Source organism: Martinezella rhizogenes (assembly GCF_007002745.1).
Classification (GTDB): Bacteria; Pseudomonadota; Alphaproteobacteria; order Rhizobiales; family Rhizobiaceae; genus Agrobacterium; species Agrobacterium cucumeris.
In genome coordinates this window covers 422,770-436,674 of the sequence record NZ_SGNY01000002.1, presented here as the reverse complement: position 1 = coordinate 436,674, position 13,905 = coordinate 422,770, and the positions used below count along the sequence as shown (strand labels likewise).

Genomic DNA, 13,905 nt, shown 5'->3' with positions numbered 1-13,905 from the left:
AGGCCCGAGCATGACGGAAGAGAGACGATTGTCCTAGGTTTGTGAATCGTTTGCGCCATTCATTTCAGAAGCAAAGCAAGCGCCTTCTCAAACTGCTTCAGCGTCTCCACCCGCTCCGCAAACCACAGCCGCGCCAGATCATTTACCGAGGCGAAATCGATACCATCCGGGTCGATGGAGGTGATCGTCCAGCGGCCGGCCTTTGCGCCGGCGAGAACTGCCAACCGCGACGCTTCGCCCTTGATGGCGTTGAGGCGGGCGGCTTCGCTTTCCGTCGCAGCCATCAGTTCCGCCGCGCCTGAGAGATCGGTGCGCAGGTCGGCCGGGGTGATGTTGCTGGCATTGCGGGCCGGGCCGCCATTGATCTGCACACCTTCCGTCTGCAGCCGGTAAAGCCTCGTGTCGGGAAGCGAGAGATAAAGTTTTGCTTTGGGGTAACGGGCAATGTAGCGCCTGATGGCGAGTTGCGTCTCATCCGGGCCGAGTTGTTCCACCTTGCCCACCAGTGTCAGCCGCGGCAGCGTCAGCGCATCGCCCTTGCCGAAGGGCGCGAGCGTCAGCGAGACGCGCGGGTCGGCCTCCATGTTGCGGGCGTGCAGCGTCAGGCCGGCCGCGAAGAAAAACGGCGTACCGTCCGGCTCGATGCCGATATTGGTGGCGGTCGTGTAGGGATAGCCGCTGACCGGATCGAGTGTCGCAAGCGCCGCCGTGCGGGATGTGTGCAGCACATCGCGGGCCACGCGCACCGCCTCGAAAGGTGCGCCGGCCGAGGGCTCGATCTTTGCGCCGCGTGGGGTGATGACGGGAGGGGCAACGTCCGGCATGTCTTATCCTGAGTTAGTGGATGCTGAGAGAAGCGTTAGACTTCTCCACGTCATGCCCGGGCCTGTCCCGGGCATCTGCAACCGATCGATTTAACGCGACGTGGTTGGATCCTCGGGACAAGCCCGAGGATGACGTCAAGCGAGCGTCAGGATTTACACCATGCCGGAGGCATGTCCATGCGGCATGTCAGCTTTTTGTCCTGATCTGTGTCAGCGTGCGCGTTGGCGTGATCGCCTCCGGGTCCAGCTTCACCTCGATGATCGCCGGCTTGCCGCTTGCACGCGCCCGCTCGAAGGCGGCGGCGAAGTCCTGCGTTTTTTCCACCGTTTCACCGTGCCCGCCATAGGCTTTCGCAAAAGCGTTGAAATCCGGATTGACGAGATCGGTGCCGCTCACACGGCCGGGATATTCCCGTTCCTGATGCATGCGGATGGTGCCATAGGTGCCGTTATTCACCAGTACGGTGATGATCGGCAGGCCATAGCGCACGGCGGTGATGAATTCCTGCCCGTGCATCATGAAGCAGCCATCGCCGGCAAAGCAGATCACCTCCCTCTCCGGGAAAAGGTGCTTTGCGGCAACCGCTGCCGGTAGGCCGTAACCCATCGAGCCGGAGGTTGGCGCCGATTGCGTGTTGAAGCGGCGGAAGCGGTGGAAGCGGTGCACCCAGGTGGCATAATTACCCGCACCATTGGTGAAGATCGCATCCTCGGGCACATTGGCTTCGATCCAGTCCATGATCGGACCCATCTGCACCGGGCCAGGGCCGGTCTGCGGTGGGGTGGACCAATTGAGGTAAGCCGCGTGTATGGCGGCCGTGCGATCGGCCCATGCGGCGTTTGCAGGAAGCGAGATGGAGGAGAGGGCGGCGACGAAATCATCCGGCGCGGCGCAGATTGCGAGATCGGGACGGTAAACGCGGCCAAGCTCTTCGGCTTCCGGATAGATGTGGATGAGTTTCTGCGACGGGTAGGGGATGTCGAGCAGCGTATAACCGGAGGAGGGCATTTCGGAGAGGCGGCCGCCCAGCAGGACCACGAGATCGGATTCCTTGATCTCCTTTGCCAGCGCCGGGTTGATGCCGATGCCGACATCGCCCGCATAGGAAGGGCTCAGATGATCGAACAGCATCTGGCGGCGGAAGGAACAGCCGACGGACAGCTTGTGGTTTTCGGCAAATGCCCTGAAGCTCGCCACGCTTTCCTCGGACCAGCGCGTGCCGCCGATAATGAAGATCGGCCGTTTTGCCTCGCCCAGCATTTTTGCGAAGGCCGCGATCTGTGACGGGCCGGGATGCGCTTCGACTGATGTGTAGGGCTTTGCCTCGGGCGCTTCGACCTCTTCCACCAGCATGTCTTCGGGCAGCGTCAGCACCACCGGGCCGGGGCGGCCGGAGGTGGCGACAGTGAAGGCGCGGGTGACGAATTCGGGGATGCGGCGGGCATCATCGATCTCGCCCACCCATTTGGCGAATTCGGTGAAGGCGCGGCGATATTCCACTTCCTGAAAGGCTTCGCGCTCGCGGGCTTCGCGCTGCACCTGGCCGATGAACAGGATCATCGGAATGGAATCCTGCCGCGCAATGTGCAGGCCGGCCGAGGCGTTGGTGGCACCCGGACCGCGGGTCACCATGCAGATGCCGGGTTCACCCGTCAGCCGGCCCCAGGTATCGGCCATCATGGCGGCGCCACCTTCCTGGCGGCAGACCACGGTTTCGATGCCGCTTTCATAAAGCGCGTCCAGCACCGCCAGATAGCTTTCGCCCGGAACGCAGGAAACGCGCGAGACACCATTGGCCTTCAGCGCTTCGACGATCAGTTGCCCACCGGTTCTTTTCATGGCGTCGTGGTCCTTTCGATGTTTTCCAGTTCGGCCAGCACCTGCGCCTGATGTTCGCCGAGCTTCGGGCTCGGGCGTTCATAGTGCAGCGGCGTCTGTGACATTATAATCGGTGTTCGCACACCGGGGATGACCGTGCCATCCTGAGCTTCGAGATCAACACGCAGGCCGCGTGCCTGAACCTGTGGATCGGCGAACATTTCCTCGATGGAGTTGATTGGCCCGGCCGGCACGGCATTCTGCTCGCAAGCGGTCAGAAGATCGCGCTTCTGCCATTTCAGCGTTTCGGTGGAAATGATCTGCCGGACTTCGACCTTGTGCGCCACGCGGGTCTTGTTCGTCGCGTAACGCTCGTCATCCGCTATCGCGCCTATGCCGAGGATATTGCAGAGGCGGCGGAACTGGCCGTCATTGCCGACCGCGAGGATGAGGAAACCATCGGCCGTCGGCACCACCTCATAGGGGGAAATATTCGGATGGGCATTGCCAAGCCGGATGGGCGGCTTGCCGGAAATCAGGTAATTCATATTCTGGTTGGCGAGCACGGCCGATTGCACATCGAGAAGCGCCATGTCGATATGCTGGCCTTCGCCTGACCGTATGGCGTGGATCAGCGCGGCCTGGATGGCTGTCACGGAATAGATGCCGGTGAAGATATCGGCAACAGCCACGCCAGCCTTCATCGGCTGGCCATCCGGTTCGCCTGTTATCGACATGAAGCCCGACATGCCCTGCACGATATAGTCGTATCCGGCGAAATCGGCATAGGGACCGGTCTGGCCGAAGCCGGTGATGGAGCAATAGATCAGCTTCGGATTGAGCACCTTCAGGCTCTCGTAATCGAGGCCGTATTTGGCAAGCCCGCCGCGCTTGAAGTTTTCGATGACGACATCGGCGGTGCGCACCAGCCGGCGCACGAGTTCGCAGCCCTCAGGCGTCTTCAGATCGGCAATGATGGAGCGTTTGCCGCGATTGGTGGCGTGATAATAGGCGGCGGAGAGGTTTTCGCCTTCCGCGCCTTCAACGAAGGGCGGTCCCCATGTGCGGGTGTCGTCACCGCCTTCGGGGTTTTCCACCTTGATGACGTCAGCGCCCATATCGGCCAGCATCTGCCCCGCCCAGGGACCGGCCAGAACACGCGCCAGCTCGATGACGCGGATGCCTGATAGTGGCGGTTTCCTGTTCGGCATGTCGGTCATCTGTCCCCCGGTCTTTTGTGCCTGCCGGTTATAGACCGGGCGTTGCCCCGCCGCATGTGATTTTATCTCATGGACTTATTCCGTTTTGGAACGGCACTAAACTGGGGCTGACACGGCAGCTTAGACATTCGTTGTGTTTTGAGAGTCCCCTAATTCCGTCATTCCGGCTCAAGGCCGGAATGACGGGGAGGGCGTTTTACTGTCATCCACGACGAGGCCGCACCAGGCGGCGAAATCCGCCGCTACCGCCTGCCAGCCGATCTCGTTCAGGGTCTCGTGCCGCATGCCCTTGTAGATGGTGTGTTCGACATGGCTGAAACCTGCCTCCCGAAACCGCTCTGCGAGCCAGACGATCTCCCTGCCATCATTGGTCGCGGCGTCCTGATCGCCGCTGACCAGCAAAAGCGGCAATGTCTTCGGCAGGCGCTCAATGAGTTTCGGGGCGCGATAAGAGAGTTCGAAGACGTCCTGCCACAGGGAAACGCTGGCCTCGAACTGGCAGAGCGGGTCTTGCACATAGGCGTCCACTGGCAGCCTGTCATGGCTCAGCCAGTCGGCATGGGTGCGCTTTTCCGGCATTTTTGCATTCCAGGCGCGAAAGGTTGCTTTCGGCAGGATGGCGCTTGGCACATCGGAGCCTTTCAGCATTTTTTCAAGCCGCAGCACCACCTGCGCGAGGCGGCCCATGACACCGGGATTGAGATTGGAATTCCAGATCGACAGGCCATCGAAGGCATCCGGATTGCTGACGGCGGTGTTGAGCGCCACGAGGCCGCCCATGGAATGGCCGAACAGGATGACCGGCAGGCCGGGATGTCTTTCTCCGACCATGACCCGCATCGCCATGACGTCGGCGACCACTTTTTCGGCGCCATCCTTCCAGGCGAAGCGGCCGATCGGTGCGTCCGCCGCTTTCGTGCGGCCGTGGCCGCGATGGTCGTGGGCATAGACCTCGAAGCCCTGCTGCGACATGACGTCGGCAAAACGCCGGTAACGGCCCGCATGCTCCACCAGGCCATGGCAGATCATCAGCACACCGCGGGCCGGGACAAGGGCGGAAGGCTGGTGGCGAAAGGCGATGGATGCGCCGGAGGGAGCGTCCAGTCTCTGGATCTGGCTGAACGCGAAGTTATCGGTCGTCTCATTCATCATCGCACCCATCGTGTCATCACGCAGCTTGTCATAATCATGGGGTCATAATCGTGCCAGAGGTTGCCCCACGGTCCTATTTACCCTACATAGCGGCAAATTTCCCGATACGTACTCTTAAAAATCCGATGTGGAGCATTCGCTACAATGGCACGTCAATTCATCTATCACATGGCTGGGCTGAACAAGTCCTATGGCGCGAAGAAGGTTCTGGAGAACGTCCATCTCTCCTTCTACCCCGATGCCAAGATCGGTATTCTCGGCCCGAACGGCGCTGGTAAGTCGACCGTTCTGAAAATCATGGCCGGCCTCGACAAGGAATATACCGGTGAGGCCTGGCTCGCCGAAGGTGCGACGCTCGGTTATCTCGAGCAGGAGCCGAAGCTCGACGAAAACAAGACCGTGATGGAAAACGTCATGGAAGGCGTGGCGAGCAAGACGGCGATCGTCGACCGCTACAACGAACTGATGATGAACTATTCCGACGAAACGGCGGATGAGGGCGCAAAGCTCCAGGACATGATCGACAGCCAGAACCTGTGGGATCTGGAAAATCAGGTCGAAATGGCCATGGACGCCCTGCGTTGCCCGCCCGGCGATTCGCCCGTGACCGGCCTTTCGGGTGGTGAGCGCCGCCGCGTGGCGCTTTGCAAGCTGCTGCTTTCGCAGCCCGACCTGCTGCTGCTCGACGAACCGACCAACCATCTGGACGCCGAAACCATCGCGTGGCTGGAAAAGCACCTGCGCGACTATCCCGGCGCCGTGATGATGATCACCCACGATCGCTACTTCCTCGACAACGTGACCGGCTGGATTCTCGAGCTCGACCGCGGTCGCGGCATTCCTTACGAAGGCAACTATTCCGCCTATCTGCAGGCAAAAGCCAAGCGTATGCAGCAGGAAGCCCGCGAAGACGCCTCGCGCCAGAAGGCCATCAGCCGCGAACAGGAGTGGATCGCTTCCAGCCCCAAGGCTCGCCAGACGAAGTCCAAGGCGCGTATCCGCGCTTATGACGAGCTGGTGGAAGCCGCTGAAAACCGTCGTCCCGGCGACGCACAGATCGTCATCCCCGTCGCCGAGCGTCTGGGCCGTGTCGTTATCGAGGCGGAAAACCTCACCAAGTCCTATGGTGACCGGGTGCTGATCGAAAACCTCACCTTCAAGCTGCCTCCGGGCGGCATTGTCGGCGTCATCGGCCCGAACGGTGCGGGCAAGACCACACTGTTTCGCATGATCACCGGTCAGGAACAGCCCGATAGCGGTTCGGTGACTGTCGGTGAAACGGTGCAGCTGGGTTATGTCGACCAAAGCCGCGATACGCTGGCGGGTGACAAGACCGTGTGGGAAGAAATCTCCGGCGGCAACGACATCATCAAGCTCGGCAAGTTCGAAGTGAATTCGCGCGCCTATTGCGGCGCCTTTAACTTCAAGGGCGGCGATCAGCAGCAGAAGGTCGGCAATCTCTCCGGCGGTCAGCGCAACCGCGTTCACCTTGCCAAGATGCTGAAGGCCGGCGGCAACGTGCTACTGCTCGACGAACCGACCAACGACCTTGATACGGAAACGCTGGCGGCGCTTGAAGAAGCGCTGGAAGCCTTCGCCGGTTGCGCCGTTATCATCAGCCACGACCGCATGTTCCTCGACCGTCTGGCCACCCACATCCTCGCTTTTGAGGGTGACAGCCACGTGGAATGGTTCGAAGGCAACTTCGAAGACTATGAAAAGGACAAGGTCCGCCGCCTCGGCCCGGAAAGCATCAAGCCCGGCCGGGTGAGCTACAAGCGCCTGACGCGCTAATCCTTTTCCACATCGCTTCAGAAAGGCCCGCCGCAAAGCGGGCCTTTTCTCATGTAATAAGTGGACTTGATGGCGGCGCACCACAGTTTGCGCTTGCATCCAGCCCCACATCGACATAAAGATATCTTTATATGTTGATTAGCTTGCGAGGCGCGGCAGAGTGGCGTTCGGTTTAGACAAATTGGTGGATCTTTTGAAGGCGGCGGGTGAACCGACGCGCTTTCGGTTGCTGGCGCTTCTGGCTGCCGGCGACTTGACGGTTACCGATCTTACCGAAATCCTTGGCCAGTCGCAGCCGCGCATCTCCCGTCATCTGAAGCTTTTGACGGAAGAGGGGCTGATCGAGCGTTATCAGGAAGGCGCATGGGCCTATTTCCGTCTGCGGCAGGATGGTGAGCCCGCCGTTGTGGTCAGGCAGCTGCTTGGCGCTGCATCGCCCTCCGATGCCGTCCTCCAGCGTGACAACGAGCGGCTTTCTACCGTCAAGCGGGTGCGGGCGGAGCGGGCGCAGGATTACTTCAGCCGCAACGCGTCCGCCTGGGACGAGTTGCGCCGGCTGCATGTGAGCGATGAAGCCGTGGAAGGCGCATTGCTGAAGCTTGTCGGCACCACGCCTGTCGATTCGCTGCTTGATCTCGGCACGGGCACGGGCCGCATTCTCCAGCTTCTGAGCGGCATCTATCGCCGGGCGATCGGCGTTGATGCCAGCCGTGACATGCTGTCTGTGGCGCGCGCCAACCTCGACAAGGCGGGTGTGGTCAATGCGTCCGTCCGCCATGGTGATATTCTCAACCTGCCGCTGGAAGGACAGGATTTCGATCTGATCGTCATCCATCAGGTGCTGCATTTTCTTGACCAGCCGGAGATCGCGCTTTCCGAAGCCGCGCGTATGCTGCGTCCCGGCGGGCGACTGATCGTCATCGATCTTGCGCCGCATTCCTTTGAATATCTGCGTGACGAGCATGCGCATGTGCGGCTCGGCTTTTCGCATCCGTTGATGGAAGAATGGCTGAAAAAGGCCGGGCTTGCGCCTGACCGCGCCGTCGATCTTCATTCTGAAAGGGCGTCCGAGGAGTCTCTGGACGTGACGATATGGGTTGCCCGCGACCAGCGGCTGCTGATGGCAGACGATGTGGTGCAAGAGGCGGTATTACTTGGCTCCCGGAGGGCATGATATGTTGAGGTCGGAAACCGCGCGCCGTGATGGCGATATCCGGTTATCTTTCGAGTTTTTCCCGCCCAAGAATGCCGAGATGGAGACCCATCTCTGGGAAACGGTTGCCGAGCTGAAAAAATGGAACCCGGATTTCGTCTCCGTCACCTATGGCGCGGGCGGTTCCACCAAGGCGCCGACGCTGGATGCGGTGCGCCGGATGATTGGTGACAGCCATCTGCCGACAGCTGCGCATCTGACCTGCGTGGATGCCAGCCGTGACGATGTGCATCAGGTTGTCGAAGAGTTTCGCAATGCCGGCGTTCGCCATTTCGTGGCGCTGCGCGGCGATCCCTCCACCGGCATCGGCACGGCGTACAAGCCGCATCCGGAGGGTTATGAAAACGCCGCCGCACTGGTGAAGGGCCTGCGCGAGATCGGCGATTTCGAGATTTCCGTATCGGCCTATCCGGAGAAGCATCCTGAGAGCGCGAGCGAGGCGGTTGATATCGACATGCTGAAGCGCAAGGCGGATAATGGCGCAACCCGCGCGCTGACACAGTTCTTCTTCGATAATGACGTGTTCGAGCGTTATATGGAGCGGGTGACGGCGGCAGGCATCACCATTCCGGTGGTTCCGGGCATCATGCCGATCCAGAACCTTACCCAGCTCAAGCGTTTTGCCGGTCGTTGCGGCACCAGCGTTCCCGGTTTTCTGGATGAGCGTTTCGAAGGTTACGATGAAGACCTTGAAGGGCGCGCCCGCGTGGCTGCCGAAGTTGCCGCCGAGCAGATCGCCGATCTGCAGCGGCGCGGCGTGAACGAATTCCATCTCTACACCATGAACCGCGCGCCGCTGGTTGAAGCAGTGCTGGAAAATCTCGGGCTGGAACGTCTGCGCCGCAGCGCCGCCTGATTTTTAAAAACTCTATTTTCGACATGAAAAAAGCGCAGACCCGAAAGGATCTGCGCTTTTTAAATTCGTGTCATCTACGGTTCTTATCTGCGTTTGGTCTTCACGTCTCGTCAGATGAAAAGCATCATCGCTACGAACAAAAACGCCAAACCGACTGCCAAGGCATTGAGAGATTTTGTAAGTCCCATGGGTGCCTCCTGTTGTTGACAGGTTCGATAATATGACCGTTTTGTGGCAGTTGAAAAGCGGTTTCTGTGATGCAGTGCAGCACGCTTTGAGGCGGCATAAAAAAGAAGATTCTGTAATTATCTGAAAATAAAAGATTATTTCTCTTTCACGCAGTGCTTCATACGTTTAAAAAAAGTAAATGACCGGGGTGTTATCCCCAGTCATCCAGTCGAGATTAACGATTTCGCCTTGATTCCGTCGGAGAGATTAAAGGCCCGACGGCGTCGTTAAGATTGCTTAAAGCGCCTGCAGAAGTGCAGCTGACGGCCAGCCATCCGCGGGCATGCCGAGGCGCTGCTGTTCCTTCTGGATGGCGACACGGGTGCCGGAACCCAGGATGCCATCGACCTTGCCGACATTGTGCCCGCGCGCCTCAAGCTTGGTCTGAAGTTGCTTCATGGTCGCGTCATCGAAGCCCGGCTCGGGATTGCCCTTGTTGTAGACGGGAGAACCCATCAGGCGGGTGGCGAAATAGGCCGCCGACGTCGTGTAGATGAACGACTGGTTCCATTCCAGATAGATGTTGAAATTCGGATAGGTGATGAAGGTCGGCCCCTTGCGGCCCTGCGGCATGATGAGAGCTGCGGGCAGGGAGGCGAAGTTTTTGTTGCCGTCACGCGGCGTCACGCCAAGAGCGAACCATTCACCGGCGGTGAGCGGACCGCCGAGGCCGGATTTTTCCCATGGCAGGTTTTCCGGCAGGGAGACTTCCTGAATCCACGGCTCGCCCTTCTTGAAGCCGAGATGCTGGATGAATTTCGCAGCCGTCAGGATGGCATCCGGGGCGCTATCCTTGACGTTGATGTGGCCGTTGCCATCACCATCAACGCCGAAAGCAATGATATCCTTGGGCAGCATCTGCACCTGGCCGATTTCACCGGCCCATGCGCCGGTGTTGGCGGCAGGGTCGAGATCGCCATGCTGAACCATTTCAATGAGCGCCAGCAGCTGCGGACGGAAAAGTTCCGGGCGGCGGCAATCATGCGAGAGGGTCACCAGCGCGTTGCGGGTGTTGAAATCACCCTGGACGGCGCCGAAGTCGGTTTCCATGGCCCAGAAGGCGGCGATGACGCCAGCCGGTACGCCATATTCACTTTCTGCGCGGGCGAAGGTGGAGGAGAGCTCCTGCAGCTTCCTGCGGCCTATATCCAGACGGGCCTGGCTGACGGTGCGCTGGGAGAATTCCAGGAAGGTCTGGCGGAAGACGCCCTGTGCCCGGTCACGCGAAAGCACTTTCGGATCGATCTGGGCGCCGGCAAGCGCCTTCTGGATCGCGTCGGCCGGAATGCCCTTGGCCAGCGCATCGGCTTTCACGCCCTCGAGAAATGCCCCGAGATCACCGCCGCAGGCGACCTGCTTGGGATCGTCAGGCGAGGCAACGGGCGGCGTGGCAAGGGCGGAGCCAGTGGAAAGGAGCGACAAAGCGGCGGCAAAAATGATGCTGCGCGACCGGAAGGTAGACATGGGAATTTCCTCAATGGGTTGTAGGCCCGCTTTACCCATATGTTTGCGACAAAAAAACGGGTCTCGCAGCCAGACGACAGGAGAGAACGCGGTTTTTTCGAATGTGTTGCTTCTTGGCCGTGTTTATTTGGCGGAAGCGACCCATTTGCGCCAGTTTTTCTCGCTGCCGGCAAAAACATTGATGTCGGTCGGGCCGTTTACGCCGGGCACAACGCCGGTTGCCGTATATTGCCAGAAGGCCCATTGGCGTTCTTCGTAGATCTTGGCCGGATGGGCTGCGACGGAGCGCACCCAGAAATGGTAGTTCTTGAACTGGCCGACGAGATTGTCGCGGTGGAAATCGACCGACGTGTAGATGATCGGGCGCTTGCCGTAATGCGCCTCCAGGCGGTCGAGGAAACGCTGCATCTCGGCACGCACGATGCCGGGGGCGGGCCTTGTCTTGCAGGTGGGGGAGGCGGGGTTCCATTCGACGTCGAGAACCGGCGGCAGGGTGACGGCTTCCTTCGGCACGTTGCGAATGAACCAGTCGGCCTGGGCATCGGCCGTCGAGCAGAAATAATAGAAGTGATAGGGCGCGTGGAGGATATCCGCCGCTGCGGCGCTGCGCCAATGGTCGCCGAATTTCGGATCGATGCGGTCCGATCCTTCCGTCGCCTTGATGAAGACGAAGGAAACGCCTGACTTGCGGACGGTCTGCCAGTCGACATCGCCATTCCATTTGGACACGTCGATACCGTGCACCTCGTGGCGATGCGGGTTGTTCATACCGAAATCCTGCGGGTCGGTATCGGCGAATTTCGGCTTGGAAACGGACGCGGTTTCAAGCAGGTCGTAACTCGTGGACGTGCAGCCGCCGATCAATAGCAAAGCCGACAATAGTGCCGATAAACGCAGCCGCATTGGAACCCTGATGAAAGTGTTGTTGCCCATCCCGCAGCCGCAACATGGTGCGGCGCATCTCCCGATTTACCCATAACATGGTAAACAAACTGATATGGCAAGGGGCAACGGCCCTTTTAGGCTTCGCAAGTCGCTGTATTCGAAGCGATTTGTGGTGCGGTGGCGGGAATAACGGCAAAGTGCTGCAAAGGGGAAGTCGCGTTGGCGGGGGCCACACCTTCTCTTGCCAAGGTGCCGGAATCTCTTTCGAGAATCAGGCGTCCGCCAGCATCCGGCTGATTTTCGGCTGTACTTCGGCGACCGGAAGCGTGATGACGGCCCGCCACGCGTAACCGCGGGCGATCTCCTCAAACTCCAGATTACCGTCAAAGCGGCCAGCCATATTTGCCAGCACATAACGAAGATTGGCGCGTGGCGTGACGTGGAAACGGGTGAGCCACGCCTGCAGGAGGCTGCGGAACCACTTCGGCAATTGTTCCTGCTGGCCAAAATCGACAATATGCAGGGAGCCGCCGGGTTTGAGCGCCATGAGCGCCTGTTCGATCGCCTTTTCCCACTCCGGTATCATGGAGAGTGCATAGGGGATCATGACGCGATCGAAACCGTCCGGCTGGCCGAATTCAGCGGCGCGGAAGGCGGTGGCATCGGCTACACGCAGAATGGGACGCTCGGCCTTGCCGGCAAAGTTTTCCGATGCGGTCAGCAGCATTTCGGACGAAATATCGAGGCCGAAGAGTTTTGCCTGCGGAAATTTCCGGCTGGCCAAAAGCAGATTACGGCCGGTGCCACAGCCGACTTCGAGCAGCGTGCCGCCATTGGGCACATCGAGACTGGAAATGGTCCTGTCGCGGCCCAGGAGATAATATTTGCGGGTTATATCGTAGATATGCCGCTGGTGGCGATACATGCGGTCCATCAGGCCCGCATGCGCGCTGTCTGCTAGGCCCACATTCTCGCCGATGGTTTTCATGCCATAGCCCTCTGGTAGATATGGAAACCGCCGTAAATGGCCGATCGATCCATGGCGTTCAGCTCTTGCGACCGCTCTTCGAGATAGACCCACTGGTTGCGGATGTCGGTGGAGAGCCGGCCTTCGATAACGCTCTTTTCGGCAGCGGTGCGGAAGATGACGCGTGCGCCGGGAGCGGCGGTGCGACTGATCTGTGACCACAATTCGTTGAGCTGCCCGTCTGTCATCCAATCCTGCGCGTCGAGGAGAATGTATCGATCGACACCGCTTGCCGGCTTTTTGGAAAGAAGCTCGGTATAGGTGGCGTGGTGCACGGCGACGCGCGCGGTATTGTTGCGGATCGTCTCGTAATATTCCGGCTTCAGATAGGCGGGCAGGGCGCCCTCATGCGGCTCGGGATAACGGCGCGCAAAGGCCTGCCAGGCGAAATAATTGTCACTGAGCGGGAAGTTGCAGGCAAGCTTCTCCAGTCTTTCCTTGAGCACGGCGGCAACCGTGCCGTTAGAGGAAAGGCTCGCCAGTTCGTCATATTGACGGGGCGGAATACCGAGGCCGAACAGCGAGCTTTTGCGCTTCGTCAGCCAGCGCACCACCGGCTTGTCGAACAGGGGGGCGACCTTGCTGTCGAAAAACTGGCGTTGTTCGTCCAGCGTGCGGGTCTTGGCCATTTCGGTGAGTTTTACGCCGTGCAGGCGCGCCATCAGATGGCCGGCGCCGATGAAACGGCCGAGCAGGCCGGTGCGATAGATGTTCCGGTCGAACACCGAAATCCGGCGGCGGCCGGAGAGGGTGCGCTTCGACCAGTAGGCCTTGGTCGTATCGTCGAGATGGTCGGCGATGAAGCGATCGTAGCCATGGCTGTTGCTGCGCGTATTGGCGCGGCCGAAGTGACGCACGACGTCCTGATGGGCAGGCAGGTGGCGGAAGGCGGCGAGCTTCAGCTTGTTGAGGGCAATATGATGCGGGTTCAAATCCACGACATCGATGCTGGCAGGGTTGCGGGAGAGATAGGCCAGCATGTTGCAGCCACCCGAACCGATGGTGACGACACGGTGGCCTTCGCCAAGCTCCATCGCTTCCATGTCGATTTCCGGGTCTTCCCAGATTTGCGGATAAACGAGACCGGAAAAAAGAACTCCGAAGAACCGTTCGGAAAGGCCGCTTTTCGAGAGTGCCTTGTGCTGGAGCAATGCGGACTTCAGTTTCGTGTTTTTGCTGAAGCCGGTCTTGGGTGCCGCACTCGTCATATGTTCACCTCTCAGTCGATTGAGAGGCGTCTACAGCCGTGACGCTACAGTTTGATGACAGGGGCTGTGGGTGAAAGCAACGAATCAAAGAGACTGTGGGAAACCATCGGCGTCTAAGTTGCGAGCGGGACCTCGTTACACACGACGTCTTCCTCGGGCTTGACCCGAGCATCCATAATGCATTGCAATCGTGGATCCTCGGGTCAAGCCCGAGG

At 59.8% G+C, this 13,905-nt stretch carries 11 protein-coding genes; 3 read left to right on the top strand and 8 right to left on the bottom strand.

Features of this window, described 5'->3' with window-relative positions; translation table 11 throughout:
* Positions 1-59: 59 nt before the first annotated feature.
* The 4 genes from EXN68_RS07765 to EXN68_RS07750 form a co-directional block, all read right to left on the bottom strand.
* Positions 60-824: a HugZ family pyridoxamine 5'-phosphate oxidase gene (locus EXN68_RS07765; protein WP_142840294.1), complete on the bottom strand. Its 765-nt coding sequence runs from the start codon at positions 822-824 to the stop codon at positions 60-62.
* 187 nt (positions 825-1,011) lie between these two features.
* Entirely contained in the window at positions 1,012-2,664 is a 1,653-nt protein-coding gene (locus EXN68_RS07760; protein ID WP_142840293.1) for a thiamine pyrophosphate-binding protein, read from the bottom strand.
* Positions 2,661-3,863, bottom strand: a complete 1,203-nt coding sequence (gene caiB / locus EXN68_RS07755) for a succinate--glutarate CoA-transferase (RefSeq protein ID WP_142840292.1) — start codon at positions 3,861-3,863, stop codon at positions 2,661-2,663. The genes EXN68_RS07760 and caiB overlap by 4 nt, the downstream gene beginning before the upstream one ends.
* A gap of 168 nt (positions 3,864-4,031) precedes the next feature.
* Complete coding sequence (locus EXN68_RS07750; protein ID WP_161991276.1) at positions 4,032-5,012, bottom strand: alpha/beta fold hydrolase; 981 nt, start codon at positions 5,010-5,012, stop codon at positions 4,032-4,034.
* Positions 5,013-5,159: 147 nt separating this feature from the next.
* Between EXN68_RS07750 and ettA the strand changes: the two genes are divergently transcribed.
* The 3 genes from ettA (at position 5,160) to metF (ending at position 8,878) form a co-directional block, all read left to right on the top strand.
* On the top strand, positions 5,160-6,809 hold the full coding sequence (gene ettA / locus EXN68_RS07745; RefSeq protein ID WP_046798039.1) for an energy-dependent translational throttle protein EttA: 1,650 nt from the start codon (positions 5,160-5,162) through the stop codon (positions 6,807-6,809).
* A 160-nt stretch (positions 6,810-6,969) separates the two neighbouring features.
* On the top strand, positions 6,970-7,983 hold the full coding sequence (locus EXN68_RS07740) for an ArsR/SmtB family transcription factor (RefSeq protein ID WP_142840290.1): 1,014 nt from the start codon (positions 6,970-6,972) through the stop codon (positions 7,981-7,983).
* Position 7,984: 1 nt separating this feature from the next.
* A complete protein-coding gene (metF, locus tag EXN68_RS07735; RefSeq protein WP_161991240.1) occupies positions 7,985-8,878 on the top strand; it encodes a methylenetetrahydrofolate reductase [NAD(P)H] in 894 nt (297 codons plus the stop codon).
* A 465-nt stretch (positions 8,879-9,343) separates the two neighbouring features.
* Here the strand turns inward: metF and EXN68_RS07730 are convergent, their stop codons facing one another.
* The 4 genes from EXN68_RS07730 to EXN68_RS07715 form a co-directional block, all read right to left on the bottom strand.
* Positions 9,344-10,570, bottom strand: a complete 1,227-nt coding sequence (locus EXN68_RS07730; RefSeq protein ID WP_046798042.1) for a lytic murein transglycosylase — start codon at positions 10,568-10,570, stop codon at positions 9,344-9,346.
* A 123-nt stretch (positions 10,571-10,693) separates the two neighbouring features.
* Positions 10,694-11,473 (bottom strand): glycoside hydrolase family 25 protein, encoded by a 780-nt coding sequence (locus tag EXN68_RS07725; protein ID WP_142840289.1) that lies wholly within the window; start codon positions 11,471-11,473, stop codon positions 10,694-10,696.
* Between the two features lie 253 nt (positions 11,474-11,726).
* Positions 11,727-12,443, bottom strand: a complete 717-nt coding sequence (locus tag EXN68_RS07720) for a class I SAM-dependent methyltransferase (protein ID WP_161991239.1) — start codon at positions 12,441-12,443, stop codon at positions 11,727-11,729.
* Positions 12,440-13,690: a BtaA family protein gene (locus EXN68_RS07715; protein ID WP_046798044.1), complete on the bottom strand. Its 1,251-nt coding sequence runs from the start codon at positions 13,688-13,690 to the stop codon at positions 12,440-12,442. The genes EXN68_RS07720 and EXN68_RS07715 overlap by 4 nt, the downstream gene beginning before the upstream one ends.
* Positions 13,691-13,905: the final 215 nt, after the last annotated feature.

Excerpts from the sequence above, each read along its gene's own strand:
- EXN68_RS07760 (WP_142840293.1), bottom strand. The coding sequence starts at position 2,664 with ATGAAAAGAACCGGTGGGCAACTGATCGTCGAAGCGCTGAAGGCCAAT.
- EXN68_RS07720 (WP_161991239.1), bottom strand. The coding sequence starts at position 12,443 with ATGAAAACCATCGGCGAGAATGTGGGCCTAGCAGACAGCGCGCATGCG.
- EXN68_RS07750 (WP_161991276.1), bottom strand. The coding sequence starts at position 5,012 with ATGAATGAGACGACCGATAACTTCGCGTTCAGCCAGATCCAGAGACTG.
- caiB (WP_142840292.1), bottom strand. The coding sequence starts at position 3,863 with ATGACCGACATGCCGAACAGGAAACCGCCACTATCAGGCATCCGCGTC.
- EXN68_RS07715 (WP_046798044.1), bottom strand. The coding sequence starts at position 13,690 with ATGACGAGTGCGGCACCCAAGACCGGCTTCAGCAAAAACACGAAACTG.
- metF (WP_161991240.1), top strand. The coding sequence starts at position 7,985 with ATGTTGAGGTCGGAAACCGCGCGCCGTGATGGCGATATCCGGTTATCT.
- EXN68_RS07730 (WP_046798042.1), bottom strand. The coding sequence starts at position 10,570 with ATGTCTACCTTCCGGTCGCGCAGCATCATTTTTGCCGCCGCTTTGTCG.
- ettA (WP_046798039.1), top strand. The coding sequence starts at position 5,160 with ATGGCACGTCAATTCATCTATCACATGGCTGGGCTGAACAAGTCCTAT.
- EXN68_RS07725 (WP_142840289.1), bottom strand. The coding sequence starts at position 11,473 with ATGCGGCTGCGTTTATCGGCACTATTGTCGGCTTTGCTATTGATCGGC.
- EXN68_RS07765 (WP_142840294.1), bottom strand. The coding sequence starts at position 824 with ATGCCGGACGTTGCCCCTCCCGTCATCACCCCACGCGGCGCAAAGATC.